The organism is Pseudomonas lactis (assembly GCF_001439845.1).
GTDB lineage: Bacteria > Pseudomonadota > Gammaproteobacteria > Pseudomonadales > Pseudomonadaceae > Aquipseudomonas > Aquipseudomonas lactis.
Window position 1 is genome coordinate 86,476 of the sequence record NZ_JYLO01000001.1, and the last position, 14,142, is coordinate 100,617.

Consider the following 14,142-nt stretch of genomic DNA (forward strand, 5'->3'; position numbering starts at 1 on the left):
GGGCTTGCCCGCGAAGGCGGTGTGTCAGTCGCTGCATCTGTTGCTGCATTACCGCTTTCGCAGGCAAGCCAGCTCCCACATTTGATCTTCGTTGCTTTGAGTATTGCGGTCGGCAGGAGGGTAAGCCCCCCACCTATGGCCGAAACAACTTGAGAACGGCTCTCAACCCCGTAAAATGCCGCAGCCGTTGCATCACCGTCTTTCAGGGAAGAATTCAGGTCAGTGCGTTTTCAGGCTGCCTTTCTCCTTGGAAAACCCAGCAACGCTGATTTCCTCACCCAAGGAGCACCCTGTGAAGACACTGTCCAAAATCCTGCTGTCGGGCCTTACCGCCGCGGCGCTGTTGACCGTGGCCGGTTGCGCCACCGAGAGCAACCGCGCGATGCCGGTGGAGCAAGTCGCCAGCGCCCACGTGGCCTATTCCGGCGTGCGTGTGCCGATTGCCGTGGGTAAGTTCGATAACCGCTCCAGCTACATGCGCGGCATCTTCTCCGATGGCGTTGACCGTCTCGGCGGCCAGGCCAAGACCATCCTGATCACCCACTTGCAGCAGACCAACCGCTTCAGCGTGCTGGACCGCGACAACATGGGCGAGATCTCCCAGGAAGCCAAAATCAAAGGCACCGTGCAGAAGCTCAAGGGCGCTGACTATGTGGTAACTGGCGATGTGACCGAATTCGGCCGCAAAGAAACCGGCGACCGCCAGTTGTTCGGCATTCTCGGCCGTGGCAAGACCCAAGTGGCCTACGCCAAAGTCGCGTTGAATATCGTCAACATCAATACCTCCGAAGTGGTGTATTCCACCCAGGGTGCCGGTGAGTACGCGCTGTCCAACCGTGAAGTGATCGGCTTCGGCGGCACCGCTAGCTATGACTCCACCCTCAATGGCAAGGTGCTGGACCTGGCCATGCGCGAAGCGATCAACCGCCTGGTCGACGGCATCAACGCCGGCGCCTGGAACCCGCGTAACTGATCAGCCACACCACAAGGAGCAGTACACGGATGAGCAAGGCAGTGAAGTTAGCGCTGACGCTGGCAGCAGTCGCAACGGTAACCGGGTGCCAGACGGCGCCCCAGCCCCTGTATCAATGGGAGAGCTACCAGCCGCAGGTTTACGAGTACTTCAAAGGCGAGCCCAAGGAAGCACAGGTGGAAGCACTGGAGCGCGACCTGCAGAAGATCAACGCCAGTGGCCGCAAGGCGCCGCCGGGTTACCACGCGCACCTGGGCATGCTGTACATGAACATGGGCAAGGATGACCAGATGGTGCAGGAGTTTCGCACCGAGAAGGCGCTGTTCCCTGAGTCTGCTGCGTACATGGACTTTCTGTTGAAAAACGCCAAAGCCGGAGTCGCCACCAAATGAGCCTGTTAAAACTCACCGGCGCCTTGCTGGCCCTGGCGTTGCTCGGCGGTTGCGCCGCGCCCAAGACGGTTGATTATTCGGCGTACAAACAGGCGCGGCCCAAGTCGATCCTGGTACTGCCGCCGATCAATGAATCGCCGGAAGTGCAGGCGTCTTACAGCCTGGTGTCGCAAGTCACCTACCCGCTGGCCGAAGCCGGCTACTACGTGTTGCCGATTGCCCTGGTGGACGAAACCTTCCGCCAGAACGGCCTGACCACCGCCAACGATATCCAGGCCGTACAACCGGCCAAGCTGCATGACATCTTTGGTGCGGACGCGGCGCTGTACATCACCATCAGCGAGTACGGCACCCAGTACATGCTGATCTCCAGCGACACCTCGGTGACGGCCTCGGCCAAACTGGTGGACCTGCGCACCGGCACCACCCTGTGGACCGGTTCTGCGCGGGCGTCGAGCGAGGAGGGCAACAACAACGGTGGCGGCCTGGTGGGCATGTTGATCACGGCGGCGGTCAAGCAGGTGATCAACAGCTCCACCGATGCGGCACACCCGATTGCCGGTATCACCAGTGCGCGGCTGCTGTCGGCAGGGCAACGCACCGGCATCTTGTACGGCCCGCGTAACCCCAAATACGGCACGGACTAAGAGAACACCGCCATTCAACTGTGGGAGCTGGCTTGCCTGCGATAGCGGTGTGTCAGGCAGCCTTTCCAGCACTGGCCCACCGCTATCGCAGGCAAGCCAGCTCCCACATTGATCGGGGTGAATTTCGAGGGTTTAACCCGAACCCAACCTATCTCGCGTCTGACCTTGTGAACGGCTCATTCATTCACGAGGCTCAGCCCCATGTCCCGCCCTCTGCTTTACCTGCGTCCCGCTGCTGAAGGCTTTACCGTTACCCTGCTGGTAGCGCTGGCCGGGTGTGGGCTGTCTTCCTCACCCGAGGTGGCCAAACCGACACCGCCCGTCGCCGAGCTGCACAGCGCGCCAGTTGAGGGCGCGATGGCCAAACGTATGGCCATGCCGGCACCGATGGCGGTGCGTGAAATGGCGATGATGAATGACCGCACCGAACCCCGCGAGCAATACGCCAACCTGCCCGACAACCCTGTGCACCGCGTCGCCGAAACCCCGGTCTCCACCTTCAGCGTGGATGTCGACACGGGCAGCTATGCCAACGTACGGCGCTTCCTCAACCAGGGCCGCCTGCCGCCCGAAGGCGCGGTGCGGTTGGAGGAAATGGTCAACTACTTCCCCTATCACTACGCCCTGCCCACCGACGGCTCGCCCTTTGGCGTCACCACCGAAGTGGCCGCAACGCCGTGGAACCCGCGCACCAAACTGCTGCGCATTGGCATCAAGGCCTCCGATAAAACCGTGGCCGAACTGGCGCCCGCCAACCTGGTGTTCCTGGTGGATGTGTCCGGCTCCATGGACCGCCGCGAAGGCTTGCCGCTGGTCAAAAGCACGCTGAAATTACTGGTCGATCAACTGCGCGATCAGGACCGTGTGTCACTGGTGGTCTACGCCGGTGAATCCCGCGTGGTGCTCAAGCCCACCTCGGGCAGTGAAAAAGCCAAGATCCGCAACGCTATCGAGCAACTCACCGCCGGCGGCTCCACCGCAGGCGCATCCGGCATCGAACTGGCCTACCAGATGGCCCGCGAAGGCTTTGTTGATCAAGGCATCAACCGCATCCTGCTGGCCACCGACGGCGACTTCAACGTGGGTATCAGCGACTTCGACAGCCTCAAGCAAATGGCCGTGGCCCAACGCAAAAGCGGCGTATCACTGACCACCCTCGGCTTTGGTGTGGACAACTACAACGAACACCTGATGGAACAACTGGCCGACGCGGGCGACGGCAACTACGCCTACATCGACAACCTGCGCGAAGCGCGCAAGGTGCTGGTAGAGCAACTCAGTTCCACCCTGGCCGTGGTGGCGCGAGATGTGAAACTGCAGGTGGAGTTCAACCCGGCCCAGGTCAGCGAATACCGCCTGCTGGGCTATGAAAACCGCGCCCTGAAGCGTGAAGATTTCAACAACGACAAAGTCGATGCCGGCGAGATTGGCGCAGGGCACACGGTGACCGCGCTGTATGAAATCGTACCCAAGGGCGAGAAGGGCTGGTTGGAGCCTCTGCGTTACGCCGCCGCGCCTGCGACCGAAGGCAAATCCGATGAGCTGGCGATGCTACGGGTGCGCTACAAACCCGCTGCGGGCGGTAACAGCCAGTTGATCGAACGCCCCATCGCCAACCAGGCCACCCCGGCCAGCGATGACCTGCGTTTCGCCGCTGCCGTGGCCGCCTTCGCCCAACAGCTCAAGGGCGATGGCCGCTACACTGGCACCATGAGTGTGCAAGACACCGCCAGATTGGCACGCTCGGCCCGGGGCGATGACCCCTTCGGGCTGCGCAACGAATTCGTGCAACTGGTGGAGCTGGCCCAAAGCCTCAAACCCTGACCTCGCTCACAACCGAGATCAAATGTGGGAGGTGGCTTGCTGCTAAAGCTTTTTGTAGGAGCGAGCTTGCTCGCGAAAAACTCACAGGCACCGCGTTTATCCAGGAAGCACGCGTTATCGTTGACGTTCTTCGCGAGCAAGCTCGCTCCTACAGTAATCCTGCTTCGGCTGACAAAAAGGAGTTCGCCCATTACATGGCCGTTCCAGACGACTCACCCAGCGACGAATCGCTGCTGGCCCGCTACCGAACCGGTGACGCGGGCGCCTTCGAAGCCTTGTACACGCGCCACCGCCAGGGCCTGTACCGCTTCCTCGTGTCCCTGTGCAACAAAGCCGAGCTGGCGGAAGAAATCTACCAGGACACCTGGCTCAGCCTCATCCGCAGCACCACCCAGCCACAAGGCCGGGCGAGTTTTCGCACCTGGTTGTTCCAGATCGCCCGCAACCGCCTGATCGACCATTGGCGCAAGCACGGCATCCACAACCCCCTGCATGACAGCTACGATGAACAGCTGCACGCACAGCCCGACCACAGCGCTGGCCCCGAACAACAGCTGAGCCTGAGCCGCGACCAGGCCCGCCTCGACGCCGCCCTGCAAGACCTGCCCGAAGACCAGCGCGAAGTCTTCCTGCTACGCCTGCACGGCGAGCTCGAAATACCGCAAATCGCCACCCTCACCGGCGCCCCGCTGGAAACCGTAAAAAGCCGCCTGCGTTACGCCCAGCAGAAACTGCGCCGCCTGCTGGCCGAGGAGATATTCGCATGAACGACTCCCGACACACCCCGGACGACGCGCTGCTCCAGCACTTTCGTCAACACAGCACGGGCGAACCGCCCGCGTCCCTCGACGCCTTCATCCTCAACGCCGCCCGCCGCGAAGCGCCCAAGCCCGTGCCCAACCTGTGGCAGCGCTGGCTGCGTGCATGCCAGCAACCGCGCTGGCAAATGGCATTTGCCAGCCTGGCCGGTGTGGCGTTGCTGGTGGGCGTGATCACGCGCACCCCCGAGTTGGACCCGGTACACAACACACGTCTCGCTGCCCCGGCCGCGTTCTCCGCGCCTGCGCCGATGAGCGCACCGCCCCGTGCCGAGTCCTACAGTGCCGAAATGAGCAGCGATGCCTTGCCCCAAGGCAAGCTGGCCAAGCGCGCTGCGCCGCAACCTCTTGAGCTTGGCTTGCAGGAATTAGCGCGCCTGCGCGCGGCAGGGGATGAGGCCGCGGCGACGGCCAAACTTGCCGAGTTGCAAAAGCGCTTCCCTGGGCAAAACCTGGAAGAACGCCTTAAAACCTTGCCGCCGCACTGACCCCGTGGCGATGGTATCGCGCGATACCATCGCCGCTTGGCGGCAACGGGTCATAAGCATATGAATTTATATTCAGTTGCAGGGGGAGTAATTGCTGCTAGTTTAATCAGCGAAAGACGTCATTGTTCCTGCTGGCCAACAGAGCGGGTCATGTTTTCATTGGATGAAAAGTTGCAAGCGGACTTCAAGGATTAAAGTCTTCTCAGCATTCGCTACATGGCCACTGGGAAATAGCTCTACCTGTTGGAAGTCCATTAAATTGGATTAATGAACGGTACCTGATATGACGGCGACGCTGAATTACTCACTTGCACAGGCAATACCTGAACTGCAACAACCCTTGGATATATTCGAGCTGAAAGAGTCCAATGTACGCTCTTATTGCCGGGACTTTACCGATACGTTCAAAACCGCCGAGGGATCAACGCTGACCAGTGAGCAAGGTCAGCTTTTCATCGACTTTTTCAGCGGTGCCGGTGCCTTGAACTACGGGCATAACAACCCGGTATTAAAGTCCGCGCTGCTCGACTACATTGCGCACAATGGCATCACTCATGGCCTGGACTTCAAGACCACCGCCAAGAAAGCCTTTCTCACTGCATTCGAAGCGCAGGTGCTCGCGCCGCGCAACCTGCGTTACAAAGTGCAGTTTCCTGGGCCCACCGGCACCAATGCGGTAGAGGCCGCGATCAAGCTGGCGCGCAAGTACACAGGGCGCCAGAACATCGTAGCCTTCACCAATGCCTTCCATGGAATGTCCCTGGGCAGCCTGGCCCTGACCAGCAACCCGCGTAAGCGGGCCGGGGCGGGCGTTACCCTCAGCAACGTCACCTTCATGCCCTACGATGGCTACTTCGGCGACGAGGTGGACACCTCGCTGTACTTGGCCACTATGTTGCGCAGCGGCAGTGGCATCGACAAACCAGCGGCCATCGTGCTGGAAACCGTGCAAGGCGAGGGCGGCGTCAACAGCGCCTCGGCTGCCTGGATGCAAGCCGTGCAGCGCATCGCCCAGGCCCATGACATTCTGCTGATCATCGATGACATCCAGGCGGGCTGCGGGCGCACGGGTGACTTCTTCAGCTTCGAAGCCCTGGGCGTCACCCCGGACATCGTGACCTTGTCCAAGTCCATCAGTGGTTATGGCTTGCCCATGTCGCTGGTATTGCTGGCGCCTCACCTGGACGTGTGGGAGCCGGGAGAGCACAACGGCACATTTCGCGGTAACAACCTGGCGTTCGTTACCGGCAAGGCGGTAATCGACCACTATTGGAGCGACGCAGGCTTTACCCGGGCGCTCAAGGCCAAGGCGGGCGTGCTGCATGAGGCCTTGCAGGGCTTGTCCGCAGGCTTCGCCGCCAAGGCGCCCAACCGCCTGAAGGGGCGCGGATTTTTCAGGGGTATCGAGTTCGAGGATGTAAGCCTTGCGCAGAAAGTCGCTGCGCGTGCCTATGCCCACGGGCTGATCATTGAAACCTCCGGCATCGATAACCAAGTGCTGAAGTTTCTTCCGGCCCTGACCATCACGGCTGCGCAGATCGCCCAAGGCGTGCAGATTCTGGAGCAGGCGTTTGCCGAGGTGACCACACCATGAGCGATGCAGTTTTTACTCGGCATGCGTCCCTCGATGACGCCGCCGCCATCGCGCCGTTGTTGGACAAATACCGCGAGTTTTATGGTGAGGCATCCGACCTGACCCGCTCGACGGCCTTTATTCAACAACGCTTCTATTTAGGCGAGTCAATTATTATCGTCGCGCTGGTAAACAATGAAATCATTGGGTTTACACAACTGTTCCCGAGTTTTTCCAGTGTCACGTTAGAGCGCCTGTGGATACTTAATGATTTATATGTTGAGGCGTCCAAACGCAGGGCGGGGGTTGGCCTGGCCTTATTGAATGCGGCCAAGATGTTCGCGGAAACAACCGGCGCCAAACAGTTGTTCATTGAGGGCGCGGACGATAACCCAAAGGCTCGAAACTTATACACGCGCTTCGGGTTTATCGAAAACACGGCGTATCACTATTACCATCTTCCACTGAAGCCAATCCAGGGATAGGAGCTTTTCCATGTCAGACACTGTTTTCGATATCGTAGGTATTGGTTTTGGTCCCTCCAACCTGGCGTTGGCTATCGGGCTGCAAGAGTCGGCTTCAGCGCTGACCTATCGGTTCCTCGACGCCAAGCCCACCCCCGACTGGCAGGATGAAATGCTGCTCAGCGGCTCGGACATCCAGAACAACCCCTTGCGCGACCTGGTCACGCCGCGCAACCCGCGCAGCCACTATGGGTTCGTCAATTACCTGAAAGAAACCGGGCGCCTGTTCGATTACCTCAATCTGCCGCTGACATACCCGTTGCGGCGTGAATATGCCGAGTACATCAAATGGGTGGCCGGGCATTTTCTCGCCAGTGTTGAATCCTCAGCGTTCGCCCACCGGGTCGAGCCGTTGCTATTCAAAGGCGAGCAGGTGTGGAAGGTGACCTATAACGACCAAAGGGTCATCTACGGGCGCAGTCTGGTGCTGGGCACCGGGCGCACGGCGAATATACCAGCGGTGTTCGAGGGCCTGACCGGCCCTCGGGTGTTCCATCTCAATCACTACCTGGAGCGTCTCAACCAGCTACCCCAGAGCGTGCAGCGCATCGGGGTGGTGGGGTCCAGCCAGAGCGCCGTGGAGATTGTGCTCGACCTGACCGCCAGGTTCCCGGACAAAGAGATTTACTCGCTGCACCGCAGCTTCAGCTTCCGCCTCAAAGACACCAGCCCATTCAGCGACAAGGTGTATTTTCCGGAATTTATCGACTACTACTTCAACCTGCCGCCCGAGGCCAAGGCGCGGGTGGACAAGCAACTGCGCGGCACCAACTACAGCTCGGCCGATGAAGACGTGATCAACGCGCTATACGTGCGCATCCATGAGGAAAAACTGCAGGGCAAACAGCGTATCCACATTCTCAACAACATCGCCATCGAGCAGGCGCAGATCAACGCATCAGGGCAGGTGGAGCTGGCGCTCAAAGAGGTCAACCAACTGACCCACTCGACCCTCGCGTTGGATGCGCTGGTGCTGGCTACCGGTTTCAAGGACATTGCCGCCAAGGAAAATGGTGAACTCTATCCACCGCTGTTGGCGCCTTATCACGCCCGGTTCCGAGCGGACACTCATGGCGCGCTGGTGGTGAACCGCGATTACAGCCTGACGGCGCTGGATGAATTGCCTGCCGTGTTCCTTAACGGCTTATGCGAAAGCTCCCATGGCCTGGGTGACGCCGGCTCATTCAGCCTGATTTCACTGCGGGTCGAACATATCCTCGCGTCCCTGGAGGCAAAGCTCGCGCAGGCCGAGGCTCCGTTGCACGCACTGGCCTGATCGGCTCTCGGCAGCGGCCTGCGCGGTCCGCTGCCTCATACAAGGAGTTCCCATGTTTACAGCAGCATTGATCTACATCCTGGCGGTGATAAGCCCGGGCCCCAACTTCATCATTGTCAGCCGCTTCGCCTCGCTGGGCTCGGTGTCGACCGGCATCGGCGCGACCCTGGGCATCTGCACGGTCGGGGTGTTTTTCTCGACGATTTCGTTGCTGGGCCTGGCGGCTTTGTTGCACCAGTACCCGGCGTTTTCCAAAGTCGCCACGTTATGCGGTTCGGCGTACCTGCTGTACATCGCGTACAGCATCATCAAAAGCGTGCTGGCCAAGAACACCGGCACGGCCGAAAGCACCGCACCGGGCGCGACCAGCTTCGCCAAGGCCTACCGCGTGGGGGTGATCACCAATATCAGCAACATGAAAACCATCGCTTTCATGATCAGTATCTATGCCGGCTTTCTCTCGGTTCCGCGCTCGGAGATCGACAAAGTGCTGGTGGTGATGCTGTGCTCGACCCTGGAAGTCATCTGGTATTCAGTGGTGGCGCTGCTGTTCGGCCAAGGTCCGATCAAGGCGCTGTTCCTCAAGTACACCCGGCAGATCGACGTCGGGCTGGCCGTATTTCTGGTGGCGTTCTCACTGAACAACGCCATTCCTGTGCTGATCGCCAGTCGATGAGGTTGGGTCATGGAATGGAACGCGTTGCTCAAGGATGTGGGGGTGCGCTTCAAGCATCGTAGTTGGTTGTTGATTGACCTGAAGCCGGAGGCGTTGGTGCTAAGCGATTCAACGGGGGAACTGACGAGGGATTATCCGGGGGTGACGTTGATTTTGGACTGCTGCCTTGAGGGCATTTTCCAAGTGATCGACAGCTTTGGGCCGGGTATCAATTACGCAGCATCACTGCAGGCTGTTCGGCGCAGGGCTTACTCCGTGCCGGTCGCGTTAGCCAGGGAGGTGGCTTTTCAAGATTTCAAATGGGCGTGCTGAAGGCCCATATAAATAGCCCCAGGTCGTTGGCCTGGGGCTTTCTTATAACCCGCCGTGAGCCCGGCACCAGGCCACCGTGTCCGTGAGGGTCTGCTCCAGCACACGAAAGCTCAGCCCCAGTTCCTCTTCACTTTTGCGGTGGTCAAAGCGGGTACGGTGTTCCTCGCGTATCAACAGCCGTAACGTCGCCATGCTCAGCAAAATGGGCTTGCCGGTCAGGTACGCGTAGGTCTCTTGCACAGCTGCCAACAGGTACAGCGCGGGCAGCGGCAGTTGGCGGGAGGGTACCTTGACCCCGGCAATACGCCCCAGCGCCGGAATCAGCTGGCGCATGGTCAAGTTGCGACCGGCCGCGAGATAACGCTCGCCCCGACGCCCGCGCTGGGCGGCAGCAATGTGCGCCCAGGCCACATCGCGGGCATCGACCAGCGAAAAGGTGCCAGGAATCAGCCCCGGCAACTTGCCGTTGATCACGTCCCTCACCAACTGCCCCGAAGACGTCGGCCCAAGGTCACCCGGCCCCCACATCCAACCGGGCAAGACCATGCAGGCGTGCATCTGCGGGTGGCTTTCAAGAAACCTCAACACCTCACGCTCAGCCAGGATCTTGCTGCGGTAGTAGTCATCCGCATCGGCTTCGTCCCGCAGGCACGTCTCGTCGATCGGCGTACCGGGGGCACCGTCGAGCACGGCAATCGACGAGGTATGCACAAACCGTCGCACACCGGCGTCATATGCCTGTTGCAGCAGGGCTCGCGTACCGACGACATTGATCTTATCCAGTTCCTCCCAATGGCTGCCGCCCTTGTAGTTATCGCGAAAAAACGCCGCGCAGTGAAACACCGTATCGCAGCCTTGCAACGCCGCCGCGAAGGCATCGACATCAGCCATGTCCCCCACCACCATCTCCACGCCCGGCACATCGCCGAACTGCTGCGCGCCCTTGGCCGCCGAGCGCACCAGCGCCTTCACCGCATAACCCCGTGCGACCAGCTCCCGTACCAGGTTATTGCCCAGCAAGCCGGTGGCCCCGGTCACAAAGGTGCTGCGCAAGCGATTGGGGTTCGTGTTCATACAGGCCATTCCATTTGTTGAGAAGGCCAGTAGATATACCGGTCAGCCCGCGCCGTAAAAACAGCGCCTGCGGCATAATGGCTTTGCACATCTGCACACCAGGGAAGCGCGGAGATATGGCATTGCAGGCAAATTGGGACGATCTTCGACTGCTGCTGGCAGTCTCACGGCGCGGCAGCTTTTTACAGGCAGGCCAGTTACTCGGTATCGCGGCCTCTACCGTCTCCCGCCGCCTCACCCAACTGGAAACCGCCCTGGGCGAGCCACTGGTGGAACGCGGCGTGGAAGGCTGCCGGCTCACCTCCCGAGGCCAAGCCCTGGTAGACGTCGCCCTGGCAGCCGAATCCGGCCTGCGACGCCAGGCCCCCGTCGACGGCACGCCAGCAGCCCTCAGCGGCACCGTGCTGGTGAGCGCCGGCGAAGGCTTTTCTGCCAGCGTGCTCGAAGCCGCCAGCCGCTTCACCGCGCAGCACCCAGGCTGCTCCGTAGAACTACAGGTCACCCCCGACTTCCACAAAATCGTACGAGGTGTGGCCGACATCGCCATACGCACCGCACACCTGGGTGAGCCTTCCCTGATCTACCGAGGGCTTGGCAAACTTGCCTACGGCGTGTTCGCCACCGCCGAATACCTGCAACGGTTTCCTGCGCTAACTCCCGCCACTGCCGCCAGTATTGCCTTGCTGCCACCGCTGGACCTGCTACCGCAAATGCGCGCCGCGAAAGCTGCGGGGCTGGACCATGCGCCGATTAGGGTGAGTTCGTTTGCGGTGCAGCTTGAATCGGTGAGGCGGGGGATGGGGGTGGCGGTGTTGCCGCGTATTTTGGCGACGGGGTTGAGTGAGGTTTTTCAGGAGATAGAACTGCCGGCGATGGAGGTTTATTTGGTAACGCGGCCGCAGGCGTTGAAGCAGGGGCATATTCGGGGGTTTTTGGGGGTGTTGGAGGGGGTGTTGCGCGGTGAAATTTCAAGCCTGGAAAAGCAGCATTCCGGGAATTCATCAAGGCCTTCGTAATATTCAACCCATCGGGATGTAGGCGCTTAGCCACTCGTAGCAACATTGAGTTGCGCGTGCAAGTGGCTCACAAAAAAGCCCTGGGTCTTAAGGCCTCGGGTGTTTCATTCATATCTGGCTCCACACTTCTGCGGCGATGGTGCTGGCGTCCTTTGACATTTCCAACACACCAATGCGTTCTTGCCATTCCTCGAATTTGACAGGTAGAAAGGACGCATTTGTAATGCGCAGCGCAGCTTCGGTGATATACCTCTAAGGCATTAACTGCATCTCCGACAAACCGTATTCCCCCAACGAATACAGCAACGTCCCATACCCCAGCTGGACGTAGCCAGCCCTGTCAGCACCGTAATCCCCGCCACCACCTTCCACTTGGCCGTTATTTGCCATGGCCTGCACATTCGGTGCGCTGAGGCCCTTTCGCACGGCGTAGTGGTTGTAGAGCAGTTCCCATATCGGACGGGGTTCGCCGCGATGATCGGCCGAGATGACGGTCTGTTTGAAGCTGCTGTTGGGGATGGGGGTAAACGGCACCTCCTGGCCAAGGTTGTACTTGGCCACATACTCGGCGCCCTGCAGCACGCGGTTGTTCTGGTAGCCGAACAGGTCGTTGCCCTGGCTCCAGGCCATTTGGCAGAAACTGCCGAGCAGGGCTATGTCGAGCATGGCGTGTGACTGATCACGTCCGCTTTCCTGGACTTGGCCAAGGCCATCGCCGTAGAGCTTCCACACCGCGTGTGCGATGGCGCCGTTACCGGTGCCGTGCTTGAAATAGTCGACGGCCTCGTTGTATAGATCGCGGCGGTCGGTCAGTACGCCGATGGCCAGCATCGAGTTCATGTTGGCTAGGTCCCAGCTAGCCCCATGATGATCAGGCCGGGCGCCGTCGTGGCTCACCAGGAAGTCATGGTTGATGGGGTAGAACACAGTGAGCATCATGCCTTGAAAACGCTGGAAATCTTCCGCCCGCCACTTTGGGTAGCTGCGCAGCAGTTCGGCCGCGTTGGCCAGTTGGTAGCCGTACAAGCCTGCCACCAAAGCTCTGCCGGGCTTGTCTTTGATCGCGGTGAGGGTCAAGGCCCACTGGTTCAAAATACTCACGGCCTTGTCGGCATACGCCGGGTTGTTGGAGATCTGCCAGCGCAGGGCCAGTGCATACGCGGCGGCTGCGTCGTTGAACAGAACACTGTCGTTATTCGGGCCGCCTGAAGTGCGGTACACCACCGGCACCGGGTTGGGCTGCCAGTCTAATGAGGCATGGGGGTTGGCGATCAGCTTCTGCCAGCCTGCCAGCCACGGCTGGTTATAGTTGGCCAGCTTCTCGCGTATCCGCGTGAAGTCCTCCCGGGTCTGGAGCAGGCCAGGATGCACGAACGCTTCGGTATGCAGGGTGGGGGAGGCTTGACTGCCGATACTCATCAATAGCGCATAGAGCAGCACGGCTCTTTTGGACAGGTACTTCAAACGGATCATCGTGTGTACGCCCTGATGGGGAGAACCTTGCGCGGTCTGAAAAGCCATTCGCACAGGACTGGAATCTGCCCCAGGGATAGTTCAGATGAAGCCTGCATACCCGGGGCTTGTTGTCAGAACGTGTAGTTGATTGCAAACAGGCCCAAGCCTGCGGTTTCGCGCCTTACCAGCGGGCTGTCGCTGGCCTGGTCAGCGTATTGAGTCAGCGTCAGGCTGGCCAGCGTTGACCAGTGCGCGTCGAAGGTGTGCTGCCAGTTCAAAGCAGCGGAGTAGGCATAGATCCCGGCGTCGGCGGCGTACTTGCTGTAGATCGAGCGTTGGCTCTGAGCCTGGGTGACGCCGAAGAACGTCTGGTTGTAGCGGCTATCGCCGGCATGGGCGTCGATGGCCAGGCTCAGGGTGTCGCGGTCTGTGTGCAACAAAATGCCTTCCAGGCCAAAGCGGTAACGGTTGCCTCGGTGCTCGCCGGCCATGCGCAGTTTGGCTTCGCCGTTGACCGACAGCCAGTCAAGCAGTTGTTGGCTGAGGGTAAAGTCGGCGACGGTTGCGCCGTTGATATCGCCCATACCTCTGAGCTCGTCGCCGCCCGGGCTGGTGATGCTGTCCTTCTCTTTGCGGCCCAGGTCGTAATTGATCGCTGCGCTGGCGCCGAAGCCACTGTCGGATTGAAATTGCAGGCCCACGCCGCGAGTGGTGTCGGCGAACAACGCTCCGTGCTGGATGCTGAGCATCGGCAGTACGAGCGGACGGTAGCGGTCAGCACCCATGTAGCGAGGCGTGACACCCATGCCAAGGCCCAGGGTAACGGTGGTTTCTTCGGCTGTCGGGCTGGCGTCGGTCGCCTGAGCCTGGGGCGCGAGCGCGCAGCACAGCAGCGTGACGGCGCCCCACAGAACGTTGTGGGTAGGGGAGGTGGTGAAGTTCATGGTCAAGCCCTATGTGCAAAAGAAGACAACAGTGCGCCCGCCGACGCGCGACACAACGCCTCCCTCTGATCGAGCTGTTCAGGCCCGTTGATAGGCTTGGACAGCGATGCAGTGGTCGGCATAAGATCGGCTCGCGAAAGCGGGCGTAGG

Annotated in this window: 15 protein-coding genes; 12 read left to right on the top strand and 3 right to left on the bottom strand. The window is 60.3% G+C overall.

Annotated elements, in window-relative coordinates; all coding sequences use genetic code 11:
- Positions 1 to 292: 292 nt before the first annotated feature.
- The 11 genes from TX24_RS00260 (at position 293) to TX24_RS00310 (ending at position 9,503) form a co-directional block, all read left to right on the top strand.
- Complete coding sequence (locus TX24_RS00260; RefSeq protein ID WP_005783620.1) at positions 293 to 973, top strand: CsgG/HfaB family protein; 681 nt, start codon at positions 293 to 295, stop codon at positions 971 to 973.
- A 29-nt stretch (positions 974 to 1,002) separates the two neighbouring features.
- Entirely contained in the window at positions 1,003 to 1,365 is a 363-nt protein-coding gene (locus TX24_RS00265) for a DUF4810 domain-containing protein (RefSeq protein ID WP_032901737.1), read from the top strand.
- Positions 1,362 to 2,012 (top strand): DUF799 domain-containing protein, encoded by a 651-nt coding sequence (locus TX24_RS00270; protein ID WP_005783625.1) that lies wholly within the window; start codon positions 1,362 to 1,364, stop codon positions 2,010 to 2,012. The genes TX24_RS00265 and TX24_RS00270 overlap by 4 nt, the downstream gene beginning before the upstream one ends.
- 201 nt (positions 2,013 to 2,213) lie before the next feature.
- Entirely contained in the window at positions 2,214 to 3,836 is a 1,623-nt protein-coding gene (locus TX24_RS00275; RefSeq protein WP_057709504.1) for a vWA domain-containing protein, read from the top strand.
- A 194-nt stretch (positions 3,837 to 4,030) separates the two neighbouring features.
- Positions 4,031 to 4,603 (top strand): RNA polymerase sigma factor, encoded by a 573-nt coding sequence (locus TX24_RS00280; protein WP_057709505.1) that lies wholly within the window; start codon positions 4,031 to 4,033, stop codon positions 4,601 to 4,603.
- Entirely contained in the window at positions 4,600 to 5,142 is a 543-nt protein-coding gene (locus tag TX24_RS00285) for a hypothetical protein (protein WP_057709506.1), read from the top strand. Before TX24_RS00280 ends, TX24_RS00285 begins: the two co-directional genes overlap by 4 nt.
- Positions 5,143 to 5,482: 340 nt before the next feature.
- Entirely contained in the window at positions 5,483 to 6,736 is a 1,254-nt protein-coding gene (gene ectB / locus TX24_RS00290; protein WP_169900632.1) for a diaminobutyrate--2-oxoglutarate transaminase, read from the top strand.
- A complete protein-coding gene (locus TX24_RS00295; RefSeq protein WP_057709507.1) occupies positions 6,733 to 7,200 on the top strand; it encodes a GNAT family N-acetyltransferase in 468 nt (155 codons plus the stop codon). The genes ectB and TX24_RS00295 overlap by 4 nt, the downstream gene beginning before the upstream one ends.
- Before the next feature lie 10 nt (positions 7,201 to 7,210).
- Positions 7,211 to 8,515, top strand: coding sequence for a SidA/IucD/PvdA family monooxygenase (locus TX24_RS00300; protein ID WP_034134589.1), 1,305 nt, complete (start codon positions 7,211 to 7,213; stop codon positions 8,513 to 8,515).
- 52 nt (positions 8,516 to 8,567) lie between these two features.
- Positions 8,568 to 9,191, top strand: coding sequence for a LysE family translocator (locus tag TX24_RS00305; RefSeq protein ID WP_034134590.1), 624 nt, complete (start codon positions 8,568 to 8,570; stop codon positions 9,189 to 9,191).
- A gap of 9 nt (positions 9,192 to 9,200) precedes the next feature.
- Complete coding sequence (locus TX24_RS00310; protein WP_034134591.1) at positions 9,201 to 9,503, top strand: hypothetical protein; 303 nt, start codon at positions 9,201 to 9,203, stop codon at positions 9,501 to 9,503.
- A 42-nt stretch (positions 9,504 to 9,545) separates the two neighbouring features.
- On the opposite strand, the gene TX24_RS00315 is transcribed toward TX24_RS00310, so the two are convergent.
- Positions 9,546 to 10,577 carry an SDR family oxidoreductase gene (locus TX24_RS00315; RefSeq protein ID WP_057709508.1) on the bottom strand — a complete coding sequence of 344 codons (1,032 nt, stop codon included), beginning with the start codon at positions 10,575 to 10,577 and terminating at the stop codon, positions 9,546 to 9,548.
- Positions 10,578 to 10,693: 116 nt separating this feature from the next.
- Here TX24_RS00315 and TX24_RS00320 point away from each other — a divergent pair, with 116 nt between their 5' ends.
- The gene (locus tag TX24_RS00320) at positions 10,694 to 11,593 is read left to right on the top strand and encodes a LysR family transcriptional regulator (protein WP_057709509.1); all 900 of its coding nucleotides are present in this window, start codon (positions 10,694 to 10,696) and stop codon (positions 11,591 to 11,593) included.
- A 252-nt stretch (positions 11,594 to 11,845) separates the two neighbouring features.
- Here the strand turns inward: TX24_RS00320 and TX24_RS00325 are convergent, their stop codons facing one another.
- Both TX24_RS00325 and TX24_RS00330 read right to left on the bottom strand, forming a co-directional pair.
- A complete protein-coding gene (locus TX24_RS00325; RefSeq protein WP_057709510.1) occupies positions 11,846 to 13,066 on the bottom strand; it encodes an alginate lyase family protein in 1,221 nt (406 codons plus the stop codon).
- Between the two features lie 113 nt (positions 13,067 to 13,179).
- Positions 13,180 to 13,992: a MipA/OmpV family protein gene (locus tag TX24_RS00330; RefSeq protein WP_057709511.1), complete on the bottom strand. Its 813-nt coding sequence runs from the start codon at positions 13,990 to 13,992 to the stop codon at positions 13,180 to 13,182.
- Positions 13,993 to 14,142: the final 150 nt, after the last annotated feature.